We start from the raw sequence: 15,509 nt of genomic DNA, 5'->3' as shown, positions 1-15,509 counted from the left end.
CCCCCAAATTCTATAAATAGAAAGGCCGCACCACCTGCGCAGCGCGGCCTTTCAAAATACGTTCGCTTAGAAGTGCTTAAAAGTCTAGCACTGGGCAGCTGTCGTTCGCGTAGTAAGCAACAACTTCCAGATCACCGCTGATGATCTTCGCTTTTGCATCTTCTACAGCCGCTTTCATTTCGTCGCTGACGAGCGGTGCGTTGTTGTCGTCGAGCGCATAGCCAACGCCATCTTCAGCAAGACCAAGCGTTGTGAAACCACCTGTTTCGAGCTCTGCGCCTGCTTTCATGGATTCATAAACCGCAACATCAACGCGCTTGAGCATGGATGTCAGAACTTTGCCTGGGTGCATGTGGTTTTGGTTGCTGTCTACGCCGATGGACAAGATGCCTTCGTCCGCAGCTGTCTGAAGAACACCAACGCCTGTGCCGCCTGCCGCTGCATAAACAACGTCTGCGCCTTGGCTGATTTGTGCTTTTGTCAGCTCAGAACCTTTTACCGGGTCATTCCATGCTGTTGGCGTCGTGCCTGTCATGTTCGCAATAACCGTCGCGTCTGGGTTTACTGCTTTCACGCCTTGCGCAAAGCCACAACCGAAGTGACGGATCAGCGGGATGTCCATGCCGCCGATGAAGCCGACTGTGCCAGACTTAGACGCCATCGCAGCCATCATACCAACAAGGTAGGACCCTTGGTGCTCTTGGAAGCCGATCAGCTGAACGTTTGCTGGTACTTCCGGCATCCAACCATCGATGTTTACGAATTTTGTGTCAGGGTAGTCAGGTGCAACCGCTTCAACTGGTGTTGCGAAAGCAAAACCTGTTGTGATGATTGGGTTCGCGCCCGCTTCTGCGAAACGACGCAGCGCTTGCTCACGCTGTGCTTCTGATTGCAGTTCGATTTCAAAGAACTTGCCACCAGTTTCGTCAGCCCAACGCTGAGCGCCAGTGAACGCTGCTTCATTGAAGGATTTGTCGAATTTACCGCCAAGATCAAAAATGATCGCAGGGTCAGCGACAAGAGCACCAGCAGAGAGTGCTAGAGCAGCTGCGCCGCCGAGGATTTTTTTCATTACAGACATTGGTTTCTCCCAATTGATTTCGGATTATAAGCGCGTCGCACAAATCGTACGAGCCGAGCCTCGGCGCATTGATCTGCGCTTCCATCAAGCGATTAGGACGTAGTGACGCGGCGGGGTCAACCGATTCTTGTGCTTTCAACCTTGTGAATTTGGTTGAACTGCCTTGACTTAGCGTCACGTAGCACAACTTCTAAGCATCTGTGATCAGAGGGATTTTGACATCAGAATGGCATCTTCGCGGGTTCCATCGGGGTGTTTATAATATCCCTTACGCGTCCCGTCGATTTTCCATCCAGCGCCTGAATAAAGTGCACGGGCAGGTGTGTTGCTCTCGGCGACTTCCAAAAATGCGCGCATACAGCCTCTGGCTTTCGCCGCATGTTCAAAGGAGTGCAACATTTTGCGACCCAACCCTTGGTTCTGAAACTCAGGGGCTGTGGCAATTTGCAAAAGCTCTGCTTCGTCCAAGACAGCATGCCCAATTGCAAAGGCATTCTGCGAACAAGATAAAAGCGTGCCTGCTTGCGCGAGCTGGTTTTCAAAACTTTGCACAGACCAAGGCGATGTGCTCGCGCGCGTATGAAGCGCTGCCAATTCGTGCGGCGTCATGCGATGATCTTTGGCGGTGCATCGCGGGCAGGGGCCGCGTCCGCTGCTTTGATATAGAGCGGTGCGGGGCGCGGTTGATCGCTGCCGACCCTCTTGGATGCAATCTGGGCAATCGCGATGGCTTGGTTTACGTCCTCAGGCTCAAACACCAAAGGCTGTCCAAGCTGCTCCGCCTCTTCCAGCGCCATATGTTCAGGGTGCCCCCCGTCGCGTTGAACATAGACCTTATTCTGGGGTGCGACGACGCAAGGCAGACCATTCAGGTCATAAGAGTTGATAATGTCAAAACGGTTCACGCCGATGGCAGGGACGCCAAGCCCAAGCGCCAAGCCACGAGCGGCGCTTACGCAAATCCGAATACCCGTGAAATTTCCGGGGCCAACGCCAACTCCAATCGCGTCGAGATCACCCCATGTCACGCTTTGGCTAGCGAGTATTTCTTCAAGCAAAACCATAAGCCGTTCCGCTTGGCCACGCTTCATTTCTTCGCGTTTTTCAGCGAGAATCTTACCGTCCTTTACCAAAGCCGCAGCGCAATGGCCTGTGCTGGTGTCAAAGCCGAGGACGATCATGTTTTGCTGACTTTCAATGTGTCTCGCGCTGACCTAGCGGCGCGGTCCGCGTTATCGTGAATGCGCAGCCATGGCAGTTGTTGTGCGCTATGACAATGTATCGCGGCAGGCAGTGCGTCGGCTTGATCAATTAGGCCGAGTGGGACGTAAAACTGATTAGGCAGATAGTCAAAGGTTGCACCAAGGGGGGAGCCGCATTTCGGGCAATTCCACCGTTCAACACCCGCGTTGGTCACAACAGGTGCACCAAGGTCTGGGGTCGCCTGTACCGCGCCAACGTCGAACGCCGCAAACGCGGGCGCTGGGCTGCCTGTCCAACGTTTGCAATCAATGCAATGACAAAAGGCGACGGTCACAGGCGCGAGTTCGCTACGCATCTCGACATGACCGCAATAGCACCGCGCTGTGATCGTCATTGCAGTCATTTAGACAGCGACAGGGCGCACTTCGGTGACTTCAGGGATGTAATGGCGCAGCAGGTTTTCGATACCCATTTTCAACGTCAGAGTGGACGATGGGCAACCCGCGCAGGCACCCTGCATGTGCAGGTACACGACGCCGCGTTCAAAACCGTGGAACGTGATGTCGCCGCCATCTTGGGCAACGGCAGGACGTACACGGCTATCCAGAAGCTCTTTGATCTGACCGACGATTTCACCGTCTTCGCCTGTGTGCTCTGCGTGACCTGAATTGGGCTGCGCTGTGTCGCCGGCCATGACGGCTGCGCCAGATTGGAAATGCTCCATGATCGCGCCGAGGATCGCAGGCTTGATGTGATCCCATTCAACCGCATCGGTTTTAGTAACCGTCACGAAATCCGTTCCAAAGAAAACGCCGTTCACACCATCGACCGCGAAAATACGCGCAGCGAGCGGAGAGACTTCCGCGCCAACAGGGCTTGGGAAATCTGCTGTCCCCATTTCAAGCACGGTTTGACCCGGCAGAAACTTGAGGGTTGCGGGGTTCGGAGTGGATTCAGTTTGAATAAACATTTTGCGTCTCTCTAACAGCCTGCTTTTGATATGTGTGGCGTGAAGCACATTGTCAACATTTAGAATAATTCTAAACTAAGCGTTGAGCTGGAGCAAGTCCCAACGATTGCCAAAGGGATCCTGAAAAACCGCAACACTGCCATATGGTTCATATCGCGGGTCTTCTTCAAAATAGACGCCAGCGTTTTTCATGTTTTTATAGTCGGTCTCGAAATCATCCGTGTTCAAGAAAAAACCGACGCGCCCACCTGTTTGATTGCCAATCGCTGCTGATTGTTCAGCGCCAACTGCTTTAGCGAGCAAAATTCGCGTGTCAGCACCTTTGGGGGCGACCAGAACCCAACGTTTTGTATCGCTCTGTCGTGTGTCTTCGATCAACTCAAAACCGAGCGTATTTACATAGAAATCAATGCCCTCATCGTAATCAGGCACGACAATTGCGAAGGCAGATATGTGCTGGGCCATCGCCTTGGCTCCTATTCGAAGTAGTTAGGTAATGGCTTCCAACCGTTCTTTGCTCAACTCACCCGGTACAATCGTGATCGGAATTTCAAGCGTTCCAGAATTGCGTGTGAGCTGTGTCACCAAGGGGCCGGGCCCTTTCTTGTCAGAGCTGGCACCAAGGACCAAAACCCCGACGTCTGGATCATCGCTACACTGCGCGAGAATCTCTGTGACCGGGTTGCCCTCGCGGATCACGAGTTCGGGATCAACACCTTGTTTGTCGCGCATCCACTTGGCGAACACTTCGAAATGGGCATGGATACGCTCGCGCGCTTCTTCGCGCATGATATCCCCGACACCGATCCAATGGTTGAATTCATCTGGTGGAATCACGGAAAGAATTTCCACGCCGCCACCCGTGTGGGCCGCGCGCATCGCGGCGAACCGCATTGCGTTCAGACATTCGCGGCTGTCATCCAAAACTACAAGAAATTTCCGCATATCATCGCCCCTTGAAAGCCGAGGTTGATCATGACGCAAGGACCGAAGCGGCGCAACGGGTTTCGCAATTGAGTGACGGACCGGAATGTAGAAAAGAAAGCCCCAAAGACAGTGATGTCTTTGGGGCAGAACTTTTGAAATGACTTTTCTAAAATCCCCGTCGTTTAGGGAAACTTGGGGCTGGTATAAGTAAGCTAGCCCCAATTTGTTGCAGTTGTATGACGGTTACCCGATAACAGCCCCATCTGTGCGAGAAACTGCGAAAACGCCTGAACGCGCGAGCGCATCACCGCCATGTGGGAAGTTGCTGCCTGATCTTTCGCCCGGGTGCTGAATGCCGACAAACATCGTGCGGCGGTCAGGGGACCAGCACATACCTGTCACTTCGCATTCTTTTGGCCCCACGAGGAAACGACGAATTTCGCCAGTGAACGTGTCGCCAACCAGCATCTGGTTGTTGCCCATACCTGCAAACCCGTCCGCATCGCTGTAGTTTCCATCGGTTTGGATCCAAAGCAGACCATTGCTGTCAAAGACCAAACCATCCGGCGAGTTGAACATATTACCCGCGTTGATGTTGTCCGAGCCTGCATTGGCGTCGTCGTGGACCTCAGGGTTGCCTGCCAAAGCGTACAAATCCCAGATGAAACCGTTTGCCGTGTGATCCGCCGCATCTGGCACCCAGCGCGCGATCTGACCGTAATGGTTTTCCTCGCGGGGGTTTACCGCGTTCGCAGATGTATCATCACCGCCCGCATTCGGTTTCACGCCGCGGTTCTTGTTGTTGGTCAAAGCGACATAGGCCTCCACCTTTGCAGGGTTGGCCGCAACCCATTCGGGGCGATCCATCGTCGTTGCGCCTACTTTGGACGCTGCCATGCGCGTGTGAATGCAGATCTCTGCAGAACTCATCCCAGTCGTCTCTGTCGTAAGTGCGAGCCATTCGCCTGTCATATCCTCATTGAATTTTGCAACGTAAAGCGTGCCATCATCCAGCAAACCTTCGGTACTGCCGGTTGGTGTGTAGATGCCGTTTGAAACGAAACGGTAGAGATATTCGCCGCGCTCATCGTCGCCCATGTAGACGACGACGCGGCCATTAGCGGCGATCACGACTTCGGCGTTTTCATGTTTGAAACGGCCCAGTGCGGTACGTTTCTTTGGTGTCGATGTCGGATCGAATGGATCGATTTCGACAACGTAACCTGCGCGGTTTGGCTCGTTCGGGTTTTTTGAGACGTCGAAACGTTCATCAACCTGCGCCCAGCCGTAGCCCCAATCTTTGGACGACACGCCATAGCGCTTCAGCTCTGCACTGACTTCATGTGCTTCGTCTTCTGCAGAGAAGTAGCCGTTGAAGTTTTCTTCACACGCAAGGTACGTGCCCCAAGGCGTTTCGCCATTACCGCAGTTGTTCCAAGTGCCGAGCGTTTTCGTGCCTGTTGGGTCAGCGTCTGTCTTCATCAGATCATGGCCCGCTGCTGGGCCTGTAAGGTCCATCTCTGTGCGCGGGGTAATACGGCGGTTGAGATCGCTGTCTTTCGCAATGCTCCAGCCATCGGCCTCAGCCGTGACTTGGAACACGGAAACACCATGCGCCATCATGCCCTTTTCGACATCATCATCATTTGCTGGTTTCGCATCCGGGCGATTGCCCCACAGCAGTTTGCGGTTGGTGTATTCATTGTTCACAACCATGACCGTTTTGCCATGTTGGTTGAATACAGACATGCCGTCGTTGTTGTCACCAAATGCGCGCGCTTGCGTGGTTGCGGTGCCGCGTGTGGCCTCATCAAACTCAGGAACATCGGACCAAAGCGGATCGCCCCAAAGCGCGACAGGCTTCCATTCAAAGCCGTTCGGAACCGTGATTGTATCCAGATTATTCGCTGCGACTTGCTCAAACCCGAAGCGATCTGCGCTTGCGCTGGCTGGTGTGCTGAGCGCTGTCGTTCCAAGAACAAATGTACCCGCGCCAAAGGCCATAACACCGCCAAGAAATCCACGACGGCTCAGTGCTGTTTCGACGACATCGTCGAAATCGGTCGTTTCTGGAGCTGGGTTAATGTGTTCGTCGTAGTCGTCGAATGAAATCTCATCGTGGGCCATGTGGCTCTCCTATCGGTTAGCTTTCGATAGGGGCGAATTACGCGTGCACAGACTCTGAAATGCGACAGTGAGGCAAAGGTTTTGTAACAAGGCGCAGATTAGCGCGCCTTGTTACATAGTGTGTTACGAGCGGATCATACCGACGATGTCGTATGTCTTTTCAAGGATTGGATTGGCGATCTTGCGCGCGCGCTGAGAACCGTCGCCAAGAATACGGTCAATCTCGGCCGGATCGTTCATCAAACGAGCCATCTCGCCGCTGATTGGCGATAGCTTATCAACAGCAAGATCGACCAGCATAGGCTTGAATTCCGAGAACTGCTTGCCGCCAACATCAGAAAGCACGGCATCGACCGATTGATCGTTGAGCGCTGCGAAGATATTGACCAAATTGCGTGCCTCTGGACGATCCTTTAGCCCTTCGGCCTCTGAAGGAAGCGCATCAGGATCGGTTTTCGCCTTGCGAATTTTCTTGGCAATGGCTTCGGCGTCATCCGTCATGTTGATGCGGGATGCATCAGAAGGATCAGACTTGGACATCTTCTTGGACCCATCGCGCAAGCTCATCACGCGGGTTGCTGCGCCCTCGATCACAGGTTCGGTGATCGGGAAGAAATCCACCCCGAAATCATGATTGAACTTGGCCGCGATGTCGCGCGTCAGCTCAAGGTGCTGCTTTTGATCTTCGCCCACTGGAACGTGCGTGGAGTGGTAGATCAGAATGTCGGCCGCCATTAGGGACGGGTAGCCAAACAGACCAAGCGATGCGTTTTCAGCGTTCTTGCCAGCTTTGTCTTTGAACTGGGTCATGCGCTTCATCCAGCCCATGCGGGCCACACAGTTGAAAATCCAGCCAAGCTCCGCATGCGCGCTCACTTGGCTTTGATTGAACAGGATGGATTTTGCGGGATCAAGACCGGCGGCGATATAGCCGGCTGCCAGCTCGCGCGTGTTGTGGCGCAGATCAGCAGGGTCTTGCCAGACAGTGATGGCATGCAAATCGACCATGCAATACAGCGTTTCGATGCCGCTTTCCTGCATATCGACAAAGCGCTTGATCGCGCCAAGATAGTTGCCAAGGGTCAGGCCACCCGAAGGCTGAATGCCTGAAAAGACACGGGGTGTGTGGACCACCTCTGTCATGATAAATCTCCATCTGGAATTATAGGTCTGGTTGGCTTACCCACGAGGGTGAGCATCGTCAAGCAAAGCAGGCAAAGCAGAATGTCCGAAGATCCCTATGACTCTCCCGAAACGATCAGCCCTGTGAACCCGTTGCCACCTGTTGTGGTGGCGCTGTTTTTGATGATTGTCGGGATTGAGGCGACCTTGTCGCTGGCGGCGCGCGGTATCATTGGTGGACCGGGTGGCATTGGCTGGCGGCTGGAAACGATCCAAACCTATGCGTTTTCTGGCGTGATCTACGACTGGATGTGGAGCAATGGAATTTGGCCCACAGAACACTTGATCCGCTTTGTAAGCTATCTCTTTATCCATGGTAGTTTTACCCATGCGCTAATGGTCTGCGTCATGCTACTCGCGCTGGGTAAAATGGTAGGGGAAGTCTTTTCCGGTTTCGCAACGCTGATGGTGTTTGTTGGCTCTGGCGTGATTGGAGCGCTTGCTTATGCTGCGTTGCTCGACGATCAAGCCCCGCTTATCGGTGGTTTCCCGGGTGTCTATGGGTTGATCGGCGCGTTTACCTATTTGCTATGGCTGCGCCTCGGGGAACTCGGTGCACAGCAAGTTCGCGCCTTTAGTCTCATTGGGTTTCTTATGGGTATCCAGTTGGTGTTTGGACTGCTCTTTGGCGGGCATAACGATTGGGTTGCGGATGGTGTTGGCTTTATCGCGGGGTTTGCAATGTCTTTTGTCCTTAGCCCCGGTGGATTTACCCGTCTCCGCGATAAACTCCGTCGCGATTGAGCCGCGAAGAGGGGGCCAGCCCCCCTCTGCCTTTGGCAGAGTCCCCCGAAGTTTATTTGGAAAGACGAAAGGGCTTAACCGCTTCGACGCATCGCGCCTTTGAGTTCTGACATACGCATAGCGCCAAATAGATGTGCAAGGGCGAAGTAGGTGATGATCCCGATGGTGACCAAAACCGCTAGGGCAAGATAACGCCAACCGGGCATTCCGAGGAATGTCGACATGAAGGCCGTCAAGAGCCACAAAACGGTGCCCATTCCTGCAGATGCGAGACAAATGCGCCAAATCCGGCTTTTCAGGCGCGCATCAAAACGGGCAACATCGCCTAAAGTTCGTGCGCCGACCGCAAAGCAATAGACCATGACCCAACCTGCAATCGTCGTCGCAATCGCAGGAGCGATCCACCCAATGAAGGGCCAAAGGCCGAAAGCAAGAACCGCGTTCACGGCCATCGCGATCAATGCATAGCGAAACGGCGATTTTGAATCGCCGCGTGCGTAGAATAAGGGCTGCAGTGTTTTCTGCAGCGTAAATGCAGGCAAGCCGAGGCCATAGATTGCAACGGCAACTGCTATGGCTGCACTGTCATCCGACGTCATTGCACCGCGTTCGAATAGCACTGTCACCAGAGGGAGTGGGATAACCATCAAAGCAACGGCAGCGGGAATCGTGAGCGCCAAAGAGATTTCGTTCGCGCGAGAAAAAGCAGCTTTCGCACCGCTTACATCACCAGCTTGCACACGCCGGGCGAGATCAGGCAGAAGGACAATTCCCACTGCGATCCCAACGACCCCAAGGGGCAATTGGTAAAGGCGATCAGCCGCAAAGAGCCAGCCAATAGCGCGGTCAAATTGACTTGCAACTTGTTGACCAACCAAAAGGTTGATCTGCATCACGCCGCCAGTCATCGCGGCAGGAATTGCCACTTTGACCAGAGTTTTCATATCTTTGGAGAAGCGGGGGCGCTGCATTTTGAGCGTAAACCCTGCATTTCGGGCAGCTACCCAAACCAGTACGAATTGCGCGACGCCAGCGAGTGGGATCATCCAGACGAGCGCGCGGGCGATGTCTGCGCCTGTACGGGCAGCAACTAGAACGGCCAACACGAGTAAGACATTCAAAAGAACAGGCGCAGCCGCTGCAGCCGTATAGCGCTTGGTTGCATTCAAAACGCCTGACGCAAGCGCGGCAAGCGAGATGAATAGAATGTAAGGAAACGCAATGCGCCCGAACTCAACAGAAAGATCGAATGTGGGCGTACCGGCAAAGCCGCTCGCAAGTGCATAGATGAGCCACGGCATGGTCGCTTGAGCAATGATGGTGAGAATGATCAAGATCGTTGCGAGACCTGCAAATGCCTCGTTTGCGAAACCGTTGGGGTCTTCGTTCGCTTCGAGCCGTTTCGAGAACATTGGCACAAAGGCGAGGTTAAAGGCGCCTTCTGCGAAAAATTTGCGGAACATGTTTGGCAGGCGAAATGCGACGACAAAAGCCTGATAAGCGGGCCCAGTTCCGAGGTAGTTCAAGATCAATGCATCGCGTACAAAACCAAGTACGCGGCTGAGTAGCGTCCAGACGCTGACCGTAAAGATCCCTGATAACATCCGCGCCGCACTCATGATTCAGTCGCCCGCTTTGCGCCTTGTGTGATGGCCTCGCGTAGTTTGGCCTCTAATGTACGTTGTTTGGATTCAGCATGGAATTTCAGACCGAACATATCCTTTACATAGAACGTATCGACCACCTGTTCACCGTAAGTCGCGATAACGGCGGAGGAAATGTAAACGTTCATACTGGATAAACAACGCGTAAGATCGTGGAGCAAACCTGGACGGTCGCGTGTATCAACCTCGATGATCGTGTAGATTTCCGAACCTTCGTTGTCGAACGTGATATGCGTTGGAACTTTGAAAGCACGTTCGCGTTTCTTGATTTTGTCACGACCAGCAATGGCAGTTGTTGCAACGACTTCGCCACTTAGGGTCTTTTCGATCATCTGCTTAAGGCGTGGAATACGCGCAGATTCATAAGGGCCTTCTTCGCCATCCTGAATCCAGAAAGCAGCAGTTGCGTAGCCGTCGTTGGATGTGAAGCTTCGCGCGTCGACAACATTCGCGCCGACTAAAGCTAAGGCACCTGACAAGCGCGAGAAAATTCCCGGGTGATCTGCCATGGCAAAACACACGCGCGTCGCGTCACGGTCTTCGTCGGGGTGGATGTCGAAAGAGATTTCATCGTCTACGATACTGCGTAGAAGGTTCGCGAAAATGACATGCGCTGTAACGTGAAGACCTTGCCAATAAGGCGGGTAATGACGCGATGTTTCTGTCTTGAGATCTTTCTTGGACCAATCGGGCAGGGCTGCACGCAAGGCACGTTTCGCATCTGCCCCACGCTGTTCGCGGTTCAGGTCTTCGAGACCATTCTCCAACGCGTAACGCGTTTGGCGATAAAGCGCGCGGATGAGCACGGCTTTCCAATTGTTCCACGTATCAGGACCAACGCCGCGAATGTCGCAAACGGTAAGGACGGTCAAAAGGTCGAGGCGCTTAACGTTCTGAACGGCTTTCGCGAAATCGCGCACAGTTCGGGGATCAGCGATATCGCGTTTTTGGGCCATATCAGACATCAAGAGGTGATAGCGCACCAGCCATTCGGCTGTATCGGTATCGGCTTTATTAAGACCAAGACGCGGTGCAACCTTGCGCACGATTTTAGCGCCGAGGATTGAGTGATCTTCAGGGCGGCCCTTGCCGATATCATGCAGCAACATGGCGACATAAAGAACCCTGCGGTTGATATCTTTGGTCAGAATTTCTGTCGAAACCGGCAGCTCTTCTTCCAGCTCTCCCCGTTCGATTTCGGCAAGGTTCTTGATGCATTGGATCGTGTGTTCATCAACCGTATAGTGATGATACATGTTGAACTGCATCATCGCGACGATGGGCTCAAACTCAGGAATGAATGCAGACAGCACGCCTAGTTCGTTCATGCGCCGAAGAGAGCGTTCTGGGTTGCCGTGTTTCAACATGAGATCAAGGAATATGCGGCGCGCTTCAGGCGTTTCGCGCATTTTGTCGTCGATCAAATGTAGATTGGCTTTGACCAGCAGCATTGCGTCAGGATGCAGGAGAAGGCCAGTGCGCAGCGCTTCTTCAAAGAGCTTGAGAATATTGAGCCCACTGCTGAGAAACGCTTCTGAATCGCCGATTGTGAGACGCCCATGAACAACCGTGTAGGGTGCTTTCATACGCGGTTTGCGACGGAAGATACGCATTAAGAGTGGAGCGCTTTTGGCGTGAATGGCTTCAAGTTTCGTTAAGAATATCCGCGTCAAATCACCAACAGCGGTTGCATGACGGAAATAATCTTGCATGAAGATTTCAACGCCGCGGCGCCCGTTCACATCGACATAGCCCATTTGCGATGCGACTTCGACTTGTAGATCAAACGTTAGCTGTTCCATCGGTCGGCCAGCAATTAAGTGCAAATGCCCCCGTACAGCCCATAGGAAACACTCAGCATCTTCAAACGTTGCGAGGTCTTCTTCAGTGAAGACATTCACTGAAACCAGCTCGGCAACATCCTGAACACCGTGAACATATTTTGCGATCCAGAACAAAGATTGCAAATCGCGCAGACCGCCTTTGCCCTCTTTGATGTTCGGCTCTACGACATAACGCTGGCCGCCTTGCTTTTCATGTCGAATTTCGCGCTCTTCGAGTTTTGCTTCGATGAACTCGCGTGTCGTCCCCGAAAACAATTCTGCCCAAAGCTGCTCTTCTAAACTGTCAGAAAGAGATTGCTCGCCTGTCAGGAACCGAAGCTCCAACATGGAGGTTCGGATAGTGAAATCTTCGCCACCAAGCCGGATGCAGTCACGAATCGTGCGGCTCGCATGGCCCACCTTTAGGCGCAAATCCCAAAGGATATAGAGCATCGATTCAATAACGCTCTCGGCCCAAGGGGTCACTTTGTAGGGCGTCACAAAAAGCAAATCGACGTCGGACTGCGGCGCCATTTCACCCCGTCCATAACCACCAACCGCGATCAAGGCGATGCGCTCTTGTTCCGTCGGATTTGACAGTGGGTGCAATATTTTCGAGGCGACGAGAAAAGCTGCCTCAACCAAGCAATCGGTCAGGAACGTATATGAACGCGTCATTGGACGCGCAGCATACGGATTGTCGCGCAACGCTTGTGCGATTGCAGCCATGCCAGATTTTCGCGCGGCAAGAAGGTGCGTAACCGTGATCTTGCGCACGGCCATCGCATCTTTTGCATCTGCTATTTCTGTCTCGATAAGACCTAAGACAGATGGGGCGTCAAAAATGTCCTGCGCCGATAGGATCAAATTATCCGGCGCAGGACGTGTAAGAATAAGTTTTGGCTCAGAAACCTGCGCCTGCGAATTTTGTTGGTGCAGGGTCAATTATTACCACCTGTTTGTCACGAACCATTGCCACGGAAAGGGCACGTTCGTTGGTTCCGTTCGGGCGCAAGCGGAACGCGCCAGCGACCCCTTGGAACCCAGCGCCTTGCGTCAGCGCGCTTGATGTAAGTGCTTTGCTATTGCCTGCTTCCACAAGTGCGCCGATTGCCGCAATACCATCATATGCAAGCCCTGCCAATTGGTGAGGCGCGTTGCCGTAGGCTTGCGTGTAACGTGCTTCAAAATTCTTCACAGTGCCTTGATCAGGCATAGTGAACCAACCGTTTTGAAGACCGGGTAATTCTAGCGTTTGTGCAGGAACGTCCCAGCGCGCAAGACCCATGTACTGAACATTAGCCGGGTTTACGCCGGCCTCTGGCAGCATTTGGCCAAGAAGCGGCAGAGCGCCAGCCGAGTTAGATGTCAAAACAATCGTATCGGCGCCGGTGCTATCCATTGCTGATTTGATTTGCGGCACGGCGGCAACAACGCCTGGCTGGCTGAATTCAAAGTCGTTTACGGAGGCTACCGCAATCCCGTTGCGTGTGGCGGCTTGTTGAATTGCGTTGCGGCCAAACTGTCCTTCGATGTTGTTTGGATGTGCAATCAATACTTTGGTTTTGCCTTGGCGCGCTGCAAAGCTCATCAAACGTTCTGCGGTGTTTTCAAATGTTGGCCCAAGCACAAAAACGTTTCCGCCTGCGATCGATGTGTTGTTCGAAAAGCTTAAGACATTTACATTTTGACCCGTGATTGCGACGCCAGCAGCGTTCGCCGCGTCTGCAAAGAGTGGGCCAAGAATAATCTTCGCACCGTCTGCCACAGCTTTTTGAGCGAGCGATGCCGCTTGTTCGGTTGATCCTGCGGTGTCGTAGACGCGTAGATCGATTTTCACATTGGTCAGATCAGCCATCGCCAAACGCGCAGCGTTTTCAAGCGATGTTGCAACTGAGCTGGCATTCTTGTTCGATTTAGGTACAAGCAGCGCGACTGGAACAGGCACAGATGTATCGATTGTCGGACCTGATCCACCGCCGGAGGTGCCGCCACCAATACCGCCAATAGAAATCGGCTGACACGCAGCCAAAGCCAAGGTCGCCGAAACAAAAACACCGCGCGTCAGCACCTTGCGGGCCGAAGACAAAAAAGCAAACATAGTAAAAACCCCCTGATTGACGGCCTGTGAGTGATCCGTCGGTCAAGGCGGTATAATAAACGTCATGAAAGGCGGGTCCAGAGGTGAATGCAAAGACAGTCAATTTGGCGGCAGGTTTATACTTTGTTGCCACGCCCATCGGGACAGCCCGTGACATCACCTTGCGCGCGCTTGATATCCTCGCGTCCGCAGACGTTTTGGCAGCTGAAGACACCCGTTCCTTGCGTCGCCTCATGGACATCCACGGCATTGCTTTAGGCGAGCGAAGATTGCTCTCTTATCATGACCATAATGGGGGCCGAACAAGGCCAAAATTAATGCAATACTTGGCTGAAGGCTGCTCTGTCGCCTATGCCAGCGAAGCGGGCACACCGATGATTGCCGATCCGGGTTATGACCTCTCCAAAGAGGCGGCAGCAGAAGGGTATCTTGTTACCTCTGCGCCGGGACCAACAGCGATCGCGACCGCGCTCACTTTAGCCGGTTTGCCCACCGATAAATTTTTGTTCGCGGGCTTTTTGCCAAGCACGAAAAATGCGCGAATTTCCGCGATTGAGGCACTGAAAGAAGTGCCTGCGACACTGGTTTTCTACGAATCACCCAAACGCGTCGGCGCCATGTTGAAAGATGCGCAGGGTGTTTTAGGGGATCGTCCAGCTGCAATGTGCCGCGAATTGACCAAGAAATTCGAAGAAATTCGGCGCGGAACTTTGTCTGAAATACTGACCTCCGTGAAAGAAGCGCCGCCCAAGGGTGAGATTGTCGTTGTGATTGATCGCGCCGGGAAAGTTTCTGTTAACACCTCTGACATAGAAGCAGAGCTGAGAGAGGCGCTGACGCGGATGACCGTCAAAGATGCGTCTGAACTTGTTGCGGGTGCGCACGGGATGGCGCGGCGCAAAGTGTATCAAATGGCCTTGGGATTAGATCGCTCTGATGAATAAACAGCTTGCTGGACAACTCGCGTATCTTTCGGGCCAAAGCGCCGAAACGCAGGTTGCAGCACGCTACGAGCAACAAGGACATATTTTGCGCGAAAGTCGATGGCGCGGAAAGGCCGGCGAAATCGATCTGATTTTTGCTGCCGCGAAAGGCGACATCATTTTCGTTGAAGTAAAAAAGGCGCGTCGCTTGCAAGACGCGGCCCATCGCATTTCACAACGTCAGCAACAACGCCTGTGTCTTGCTGCCGAAGAATACATCGCACAATTGCCAAATGGCGCGCTCACCCCGATGCGCATCGACGCTGCATTTGTTGATGGACAGGGCCGTATACATATTTGTGAGAACGCTATCGCCGCCTTTTGATAGCCTGCCCATTGCACCCGCAGCTAGGCTGCGCCATGTAAGTTGGGCAGAATAAAAAGGACCGTGCATGAAAATCGCATTCCAGATGGACCCGATAGAGGACGTCAACATTGACGCGGACAGCTCATTTCGTTTGGCCGAAGAGGCGCAAGCGCGCGGCCATGAGCTTTTTTATTACGCGCCGGATATGCTGGCCTATGAAGAAGGACGCGTGACCGCGCGCGGCCATGATTTCACGGTGCAGCGTATTCAAGGCGAACACGCCCTTCTTGGCCCTGAACGCCATGTCGATCTATCTGAAATGGATGTGATCTGGCTACGCCAAGACCCGCCATTTGATATGAACTACATCACGAGCACGCATATTCTGGATCGTTTG

At 53.4% G+C, this 15,509-nt stretch carries 15 protein-coding genes and 1 pseudogene; 4 read left to right on the top strand and 12 right to left on the bottom strand.

From position 1 onward, the window contains the following. Positions 1-76: 76 nt before the first annotated feature. From ABJQ89_RS21310 to trpS, 9 genes are all read right to left on the bottom strand, one after another. Positions 77-1,081: a BMP family ABC transporter substrate-binding protein gene (locus ABJQ89_RS21310; RefSeq protein ID WP_348498158.1), complete on the bottom strand. Its 1,005-nt coding sequence runs from the start codon at positions 1,079-1,081 to the stop codon at positions 77-79. A 204-nt stretch (positions 1,082-1,285) separates the two neighbouring features. Further along, on the bottom strand, positions 1,286-1,690 hold the full coding sequence (gene rimI, locus ABJQ89_RS21305) for a ribosomal protein S18-alanine N-acetyltransferase (protein WP_348498157.1): 405 nt from the start codon (positions 1,688-1,690) through the stop codon (positions 1,286-1,288). Next, positions 1,687-2,262, bottom strand: a complete 576-nt coding sequence (tsaB, locus tag ABJQ89_RS21300) for a tRNA (adenosine(37)-N6)-threonylcarbamoyltransferase complex dimerization subunit type 1 TsaB (RefSeq protein ID WP_348498156.1) — start codon at positions 2,260-2,262, stop codon at positions 1,687-1,689. Before tsaB ends, rimI begins: the two co-directional genes overlap by 4 nt. Beyond that, a complete protein-coding gene (locus tag ABJQ89_RS21295) occupies positions 2,259-2,687 on the bottom strand; it encodes a GFA family protein (RefSeq protein ID WP_348498155.1) in 429 nt (142 codons plus the stop codon). The genes tsaB and ABJQ89_RS21295 overlap by 4 nt, the downstream gene beginning before the upstream one ends. After that, positions 2,688-3,254, bottom strand: coding sequence for a NifU family protein (locus tag ABJQ89_RS21290; protein WP_348498154.1), 567 nt, complete (start codon positions 3,252-3,254; stop codon positions 2,688-2,690). 75 nt (positions 3,255-3,329) lie between these two features. Continuing rightward, positions 3,330-3,719, bottom strand: a complete 390-nt coding sequence (locus ABJQ89_RS21285) for a VOC family protein (protein WP_348498153.1) — start codon at positions 3,717-3,719, stop codon at positions 3,330-3,332. Positions 3,720-3,743: 24 nt separating this feature from the next. Then, complete coding sequence (locus ABJQ89_RS21280; RefSeq protein ID WP_348498152.1) at positions 3,744-4,199, bottom strand: universal stress protein; 456 nt, start codon at positions 4,197-4,199, stop codon at positions 3,744-3,746. A gap of 225 nt (positions 4,200-4,424) precedes the next feature. Next, positions 4,425-6,308: a PhoX family phosphatase gene (locus tag ABJQ89_RS21275; protein ID WP_348498151.1), complete on the bottom strand. Its 1,884-nt coding sequence runs from the start codon at positions 6,306-6,308 to the stop codon at positions 4,425-4,427. 123 nt (positions 6,309-6,431) lie between these two features. After that, positions 6,432-7,451: a tryptophan--tRNA ligase gene (trpS, locus tag ABJQ89_RS21270; protein WP_348498150.1), complete on the bottom strand. Its 1,020-nt coding sequence runs from the start codon at positions 7,449-7,451 to the stop codon at positions 6,432-6,434. A gap of 81 nt (positions 7,452-7,532) precedes the next feature. Between trpS and ABJQ89_RS21265 the strand changes: the two genes are divergently transcribed. Continuing rightward, complete coding sequence (locus ABJQ89_RS21265; RefSeq protein ID WP_348498149.1) at positions 7,533-8,234, top strand: rhomboid family intramembrane serine protease; 702 nt, start codon at positions 7,533-7,535, stop codon at positions 8,232-8,234. Positions 8,235-8,308: 74 nt separating this feature from the next. On the opposite strand, the gene murJ is transcribed toward ABJQ89_RS21265, so the two are convergent. From murJ to ABJQ89_RS21250, 3 genes are read right to left on the bottom strand one after another with little or no spacing between them, the layout of a single operon-like run. Then, the gene (gene murJ, locus ABJQ89_RS21260; protein WP_348498148.1) at positions 8,309-9,853 is read right to left on the bottom strand and encodes a murein biosynthesis integral membrane protein MurJ; all 1,545 of its coding nucleotides are present in this window, start codon (positions 9,851-9,853) and stop codon (positions 8,309-8,311) included. Continuing rightward, entirely contained in the window at positions 9,850-12,660 is a 2,811-nt protein-coding gene (locus ABJQ89_RS21255) for a [protein-PII] uridylyltransferase (protein WP_348498191.1), read from the bottom strand. Before ABJQ89_RS21255 ends, murJ begins: the two co-directional genes overlap by 4 nt. Next, positions 12,626-13,822, bottom strand: coding sequence for a penicillin-binding protein activator (locus ABJQ89_RS21250; RefSeq protein ID WP_348498147.1), 1,197 nt, complete (start codon positions 13,820-13,822; stop codon positions 12,626-12,628). Before ABJQ89_RS21250 ends, ABJQ89_RS21255 begins: the two co-directional genes overlap by 35 nt. 83 nt (positions 13,823-13,905) lie before the next feature. Between ABJQ89_RS21250 and rsmI the strand changes: the two genes are divergently transcribed. The 3 genes and pseudogenes from rsmI to ABJQ89_RS21235 form a co-directional block, all read left to right on the top strand. Further along, positions 13,906-14,766, top strand: coding sequence for a 16S rRNA (cytidine(1402)-2'-O)-methyltransferase (gene rsmI, locus ABJQ89_RS21245; RefSeq protein WP_348498146.1), 861 nt, complete (start codon positions 13,906-13,908; stop codon positions 14,764-14,766). Continuing rightward, positions 14,759-15,130 (top strand): YraN family protein, encoded by a 372-nt coding sequence (locus ABJQ89_RS21240; protein ID WP_348498145.1) that lies wholly within the window; start codon positions 14,759-14,761, stop codon positions 15,128-15,130. Before rsmI ends, ABJQ89_RS21240 begins: the two co-directional genes overlap by 8 nt. Positions 15,131-15,197: 67 nt before the next feature. Beyond that, positions 15,198-15,509 (top strand): annotated as a pseudogene (locus ABJQ89_RS21235) (glutathione synthase); the annotation flags it as partial.

Origin of the sequence: Planktotalea sp., assembly GCF_039984035.1 — a bacterium.
Taxonomy (GTDB): Bacteria; Pseudomonadota; Alphaproteobacteria; order Rhodobacterales; family Rhodobacteraceae; genus Planktotalea.
This window is presented reverse-complemented; position numbering and strand designations above follow the sequence as displayed.

Excerpts from the sequence above, each read along its gene's own strand:
- trpS (WP_348498150.1), bottom strand. The coding sequence starts at position 7,451 with ATGACAGAGGTGGTCCACACACCCCGTGTCTTTTCAGGCATTCAGCCT.
- ABJQ89_RS21265 (WP_348498149.1), top strand. The coding sequence starts at position 7,533 with ATGTCCGAAGATCCCTATGACTCTCCCGAAACGATCAGCCCTGTGAAC.
- ABJQ89_RS21280 (WP_348498152.1), bottom strand. The coding sequence starts at position 4,199 with ATGCGGAAATTTCTTGTAGTTTTGGATGACAGCCGCGAATGTCTGAAC.
- ABJQ89_RS21295 (WP_348498155.1), bottom strand. The coding sequence starts at position 2,687 with ATGACTGCAATGACGATCACAGCGCGGTGCTATTGCGGTCATGTCGAG.
- ABJQ89_RS21240 (WP_348498145.1), top strand. The coding sequence starts at position 14,759 with ATGAATAAACAGCTTGCTGGACAACTCGCGTATCTTTCGGGCCAAAGC.
- tsaB (WP_348498156.1), bottom strand. The coding sequence starts at position 2,262 with ATGATCGTCCTCGGCTTTGACACCAGCACAGGCCATTGCGCTGCGGCT.
- rimI (WP_348498157.1), bottom strand. The coding sequence starts at position 1,690 with ATGACGCCGCACGAATTGGCAGCGCTTCATACGCGCGCGAGCACATCG.
- ABJQ89_RS21310 (WP_348498158.1), bottom strand. The coding sequence starts at position 1,081 with ATGTCTGTAATGAAAAAAATCCTCGGCGGCGCAGCTGCTCTAGCACTC.
- ABJQ89_RS21250 (WP_348498147.1), bottom strand. The coding sequence starts at position 13,822 with ATGTTTGCTTTTTTGTCTTCGGCCCGCAAGGTGCTGACGCGCGGTGTT.
- murJ (WP_348498148.1), bottom strand. The coding sequence starts at position 9,853 with ATGAGTGCGGCGCGGATGTTATCAGGGATCTTTACGGTCAGCGTCTGG.
- ABJQ89_RS21285 (WP_348498153.1), bottom strand. The coding sequence starts at position 3,719 with ATGGCCCAGCACATATCTGCCTTCGCAATTGTCGTGCCTGATTACGAT.
- ABJQ89_RS21290 (WP_348498154.1), bottom strand. The coding sequence starts at position 3,254 with ATGTTTATTCAAACTGAATCCACTCCGAACCCCGCAACCCTCAAGTTT.
- ABJQ89_RS21275 (WP_348498151.1), bottom strand. The coding sequence starts at position 6,308 with ATGGCCCACGATGAGATTTCATTCGACGACTACGACGAACACATTAAC.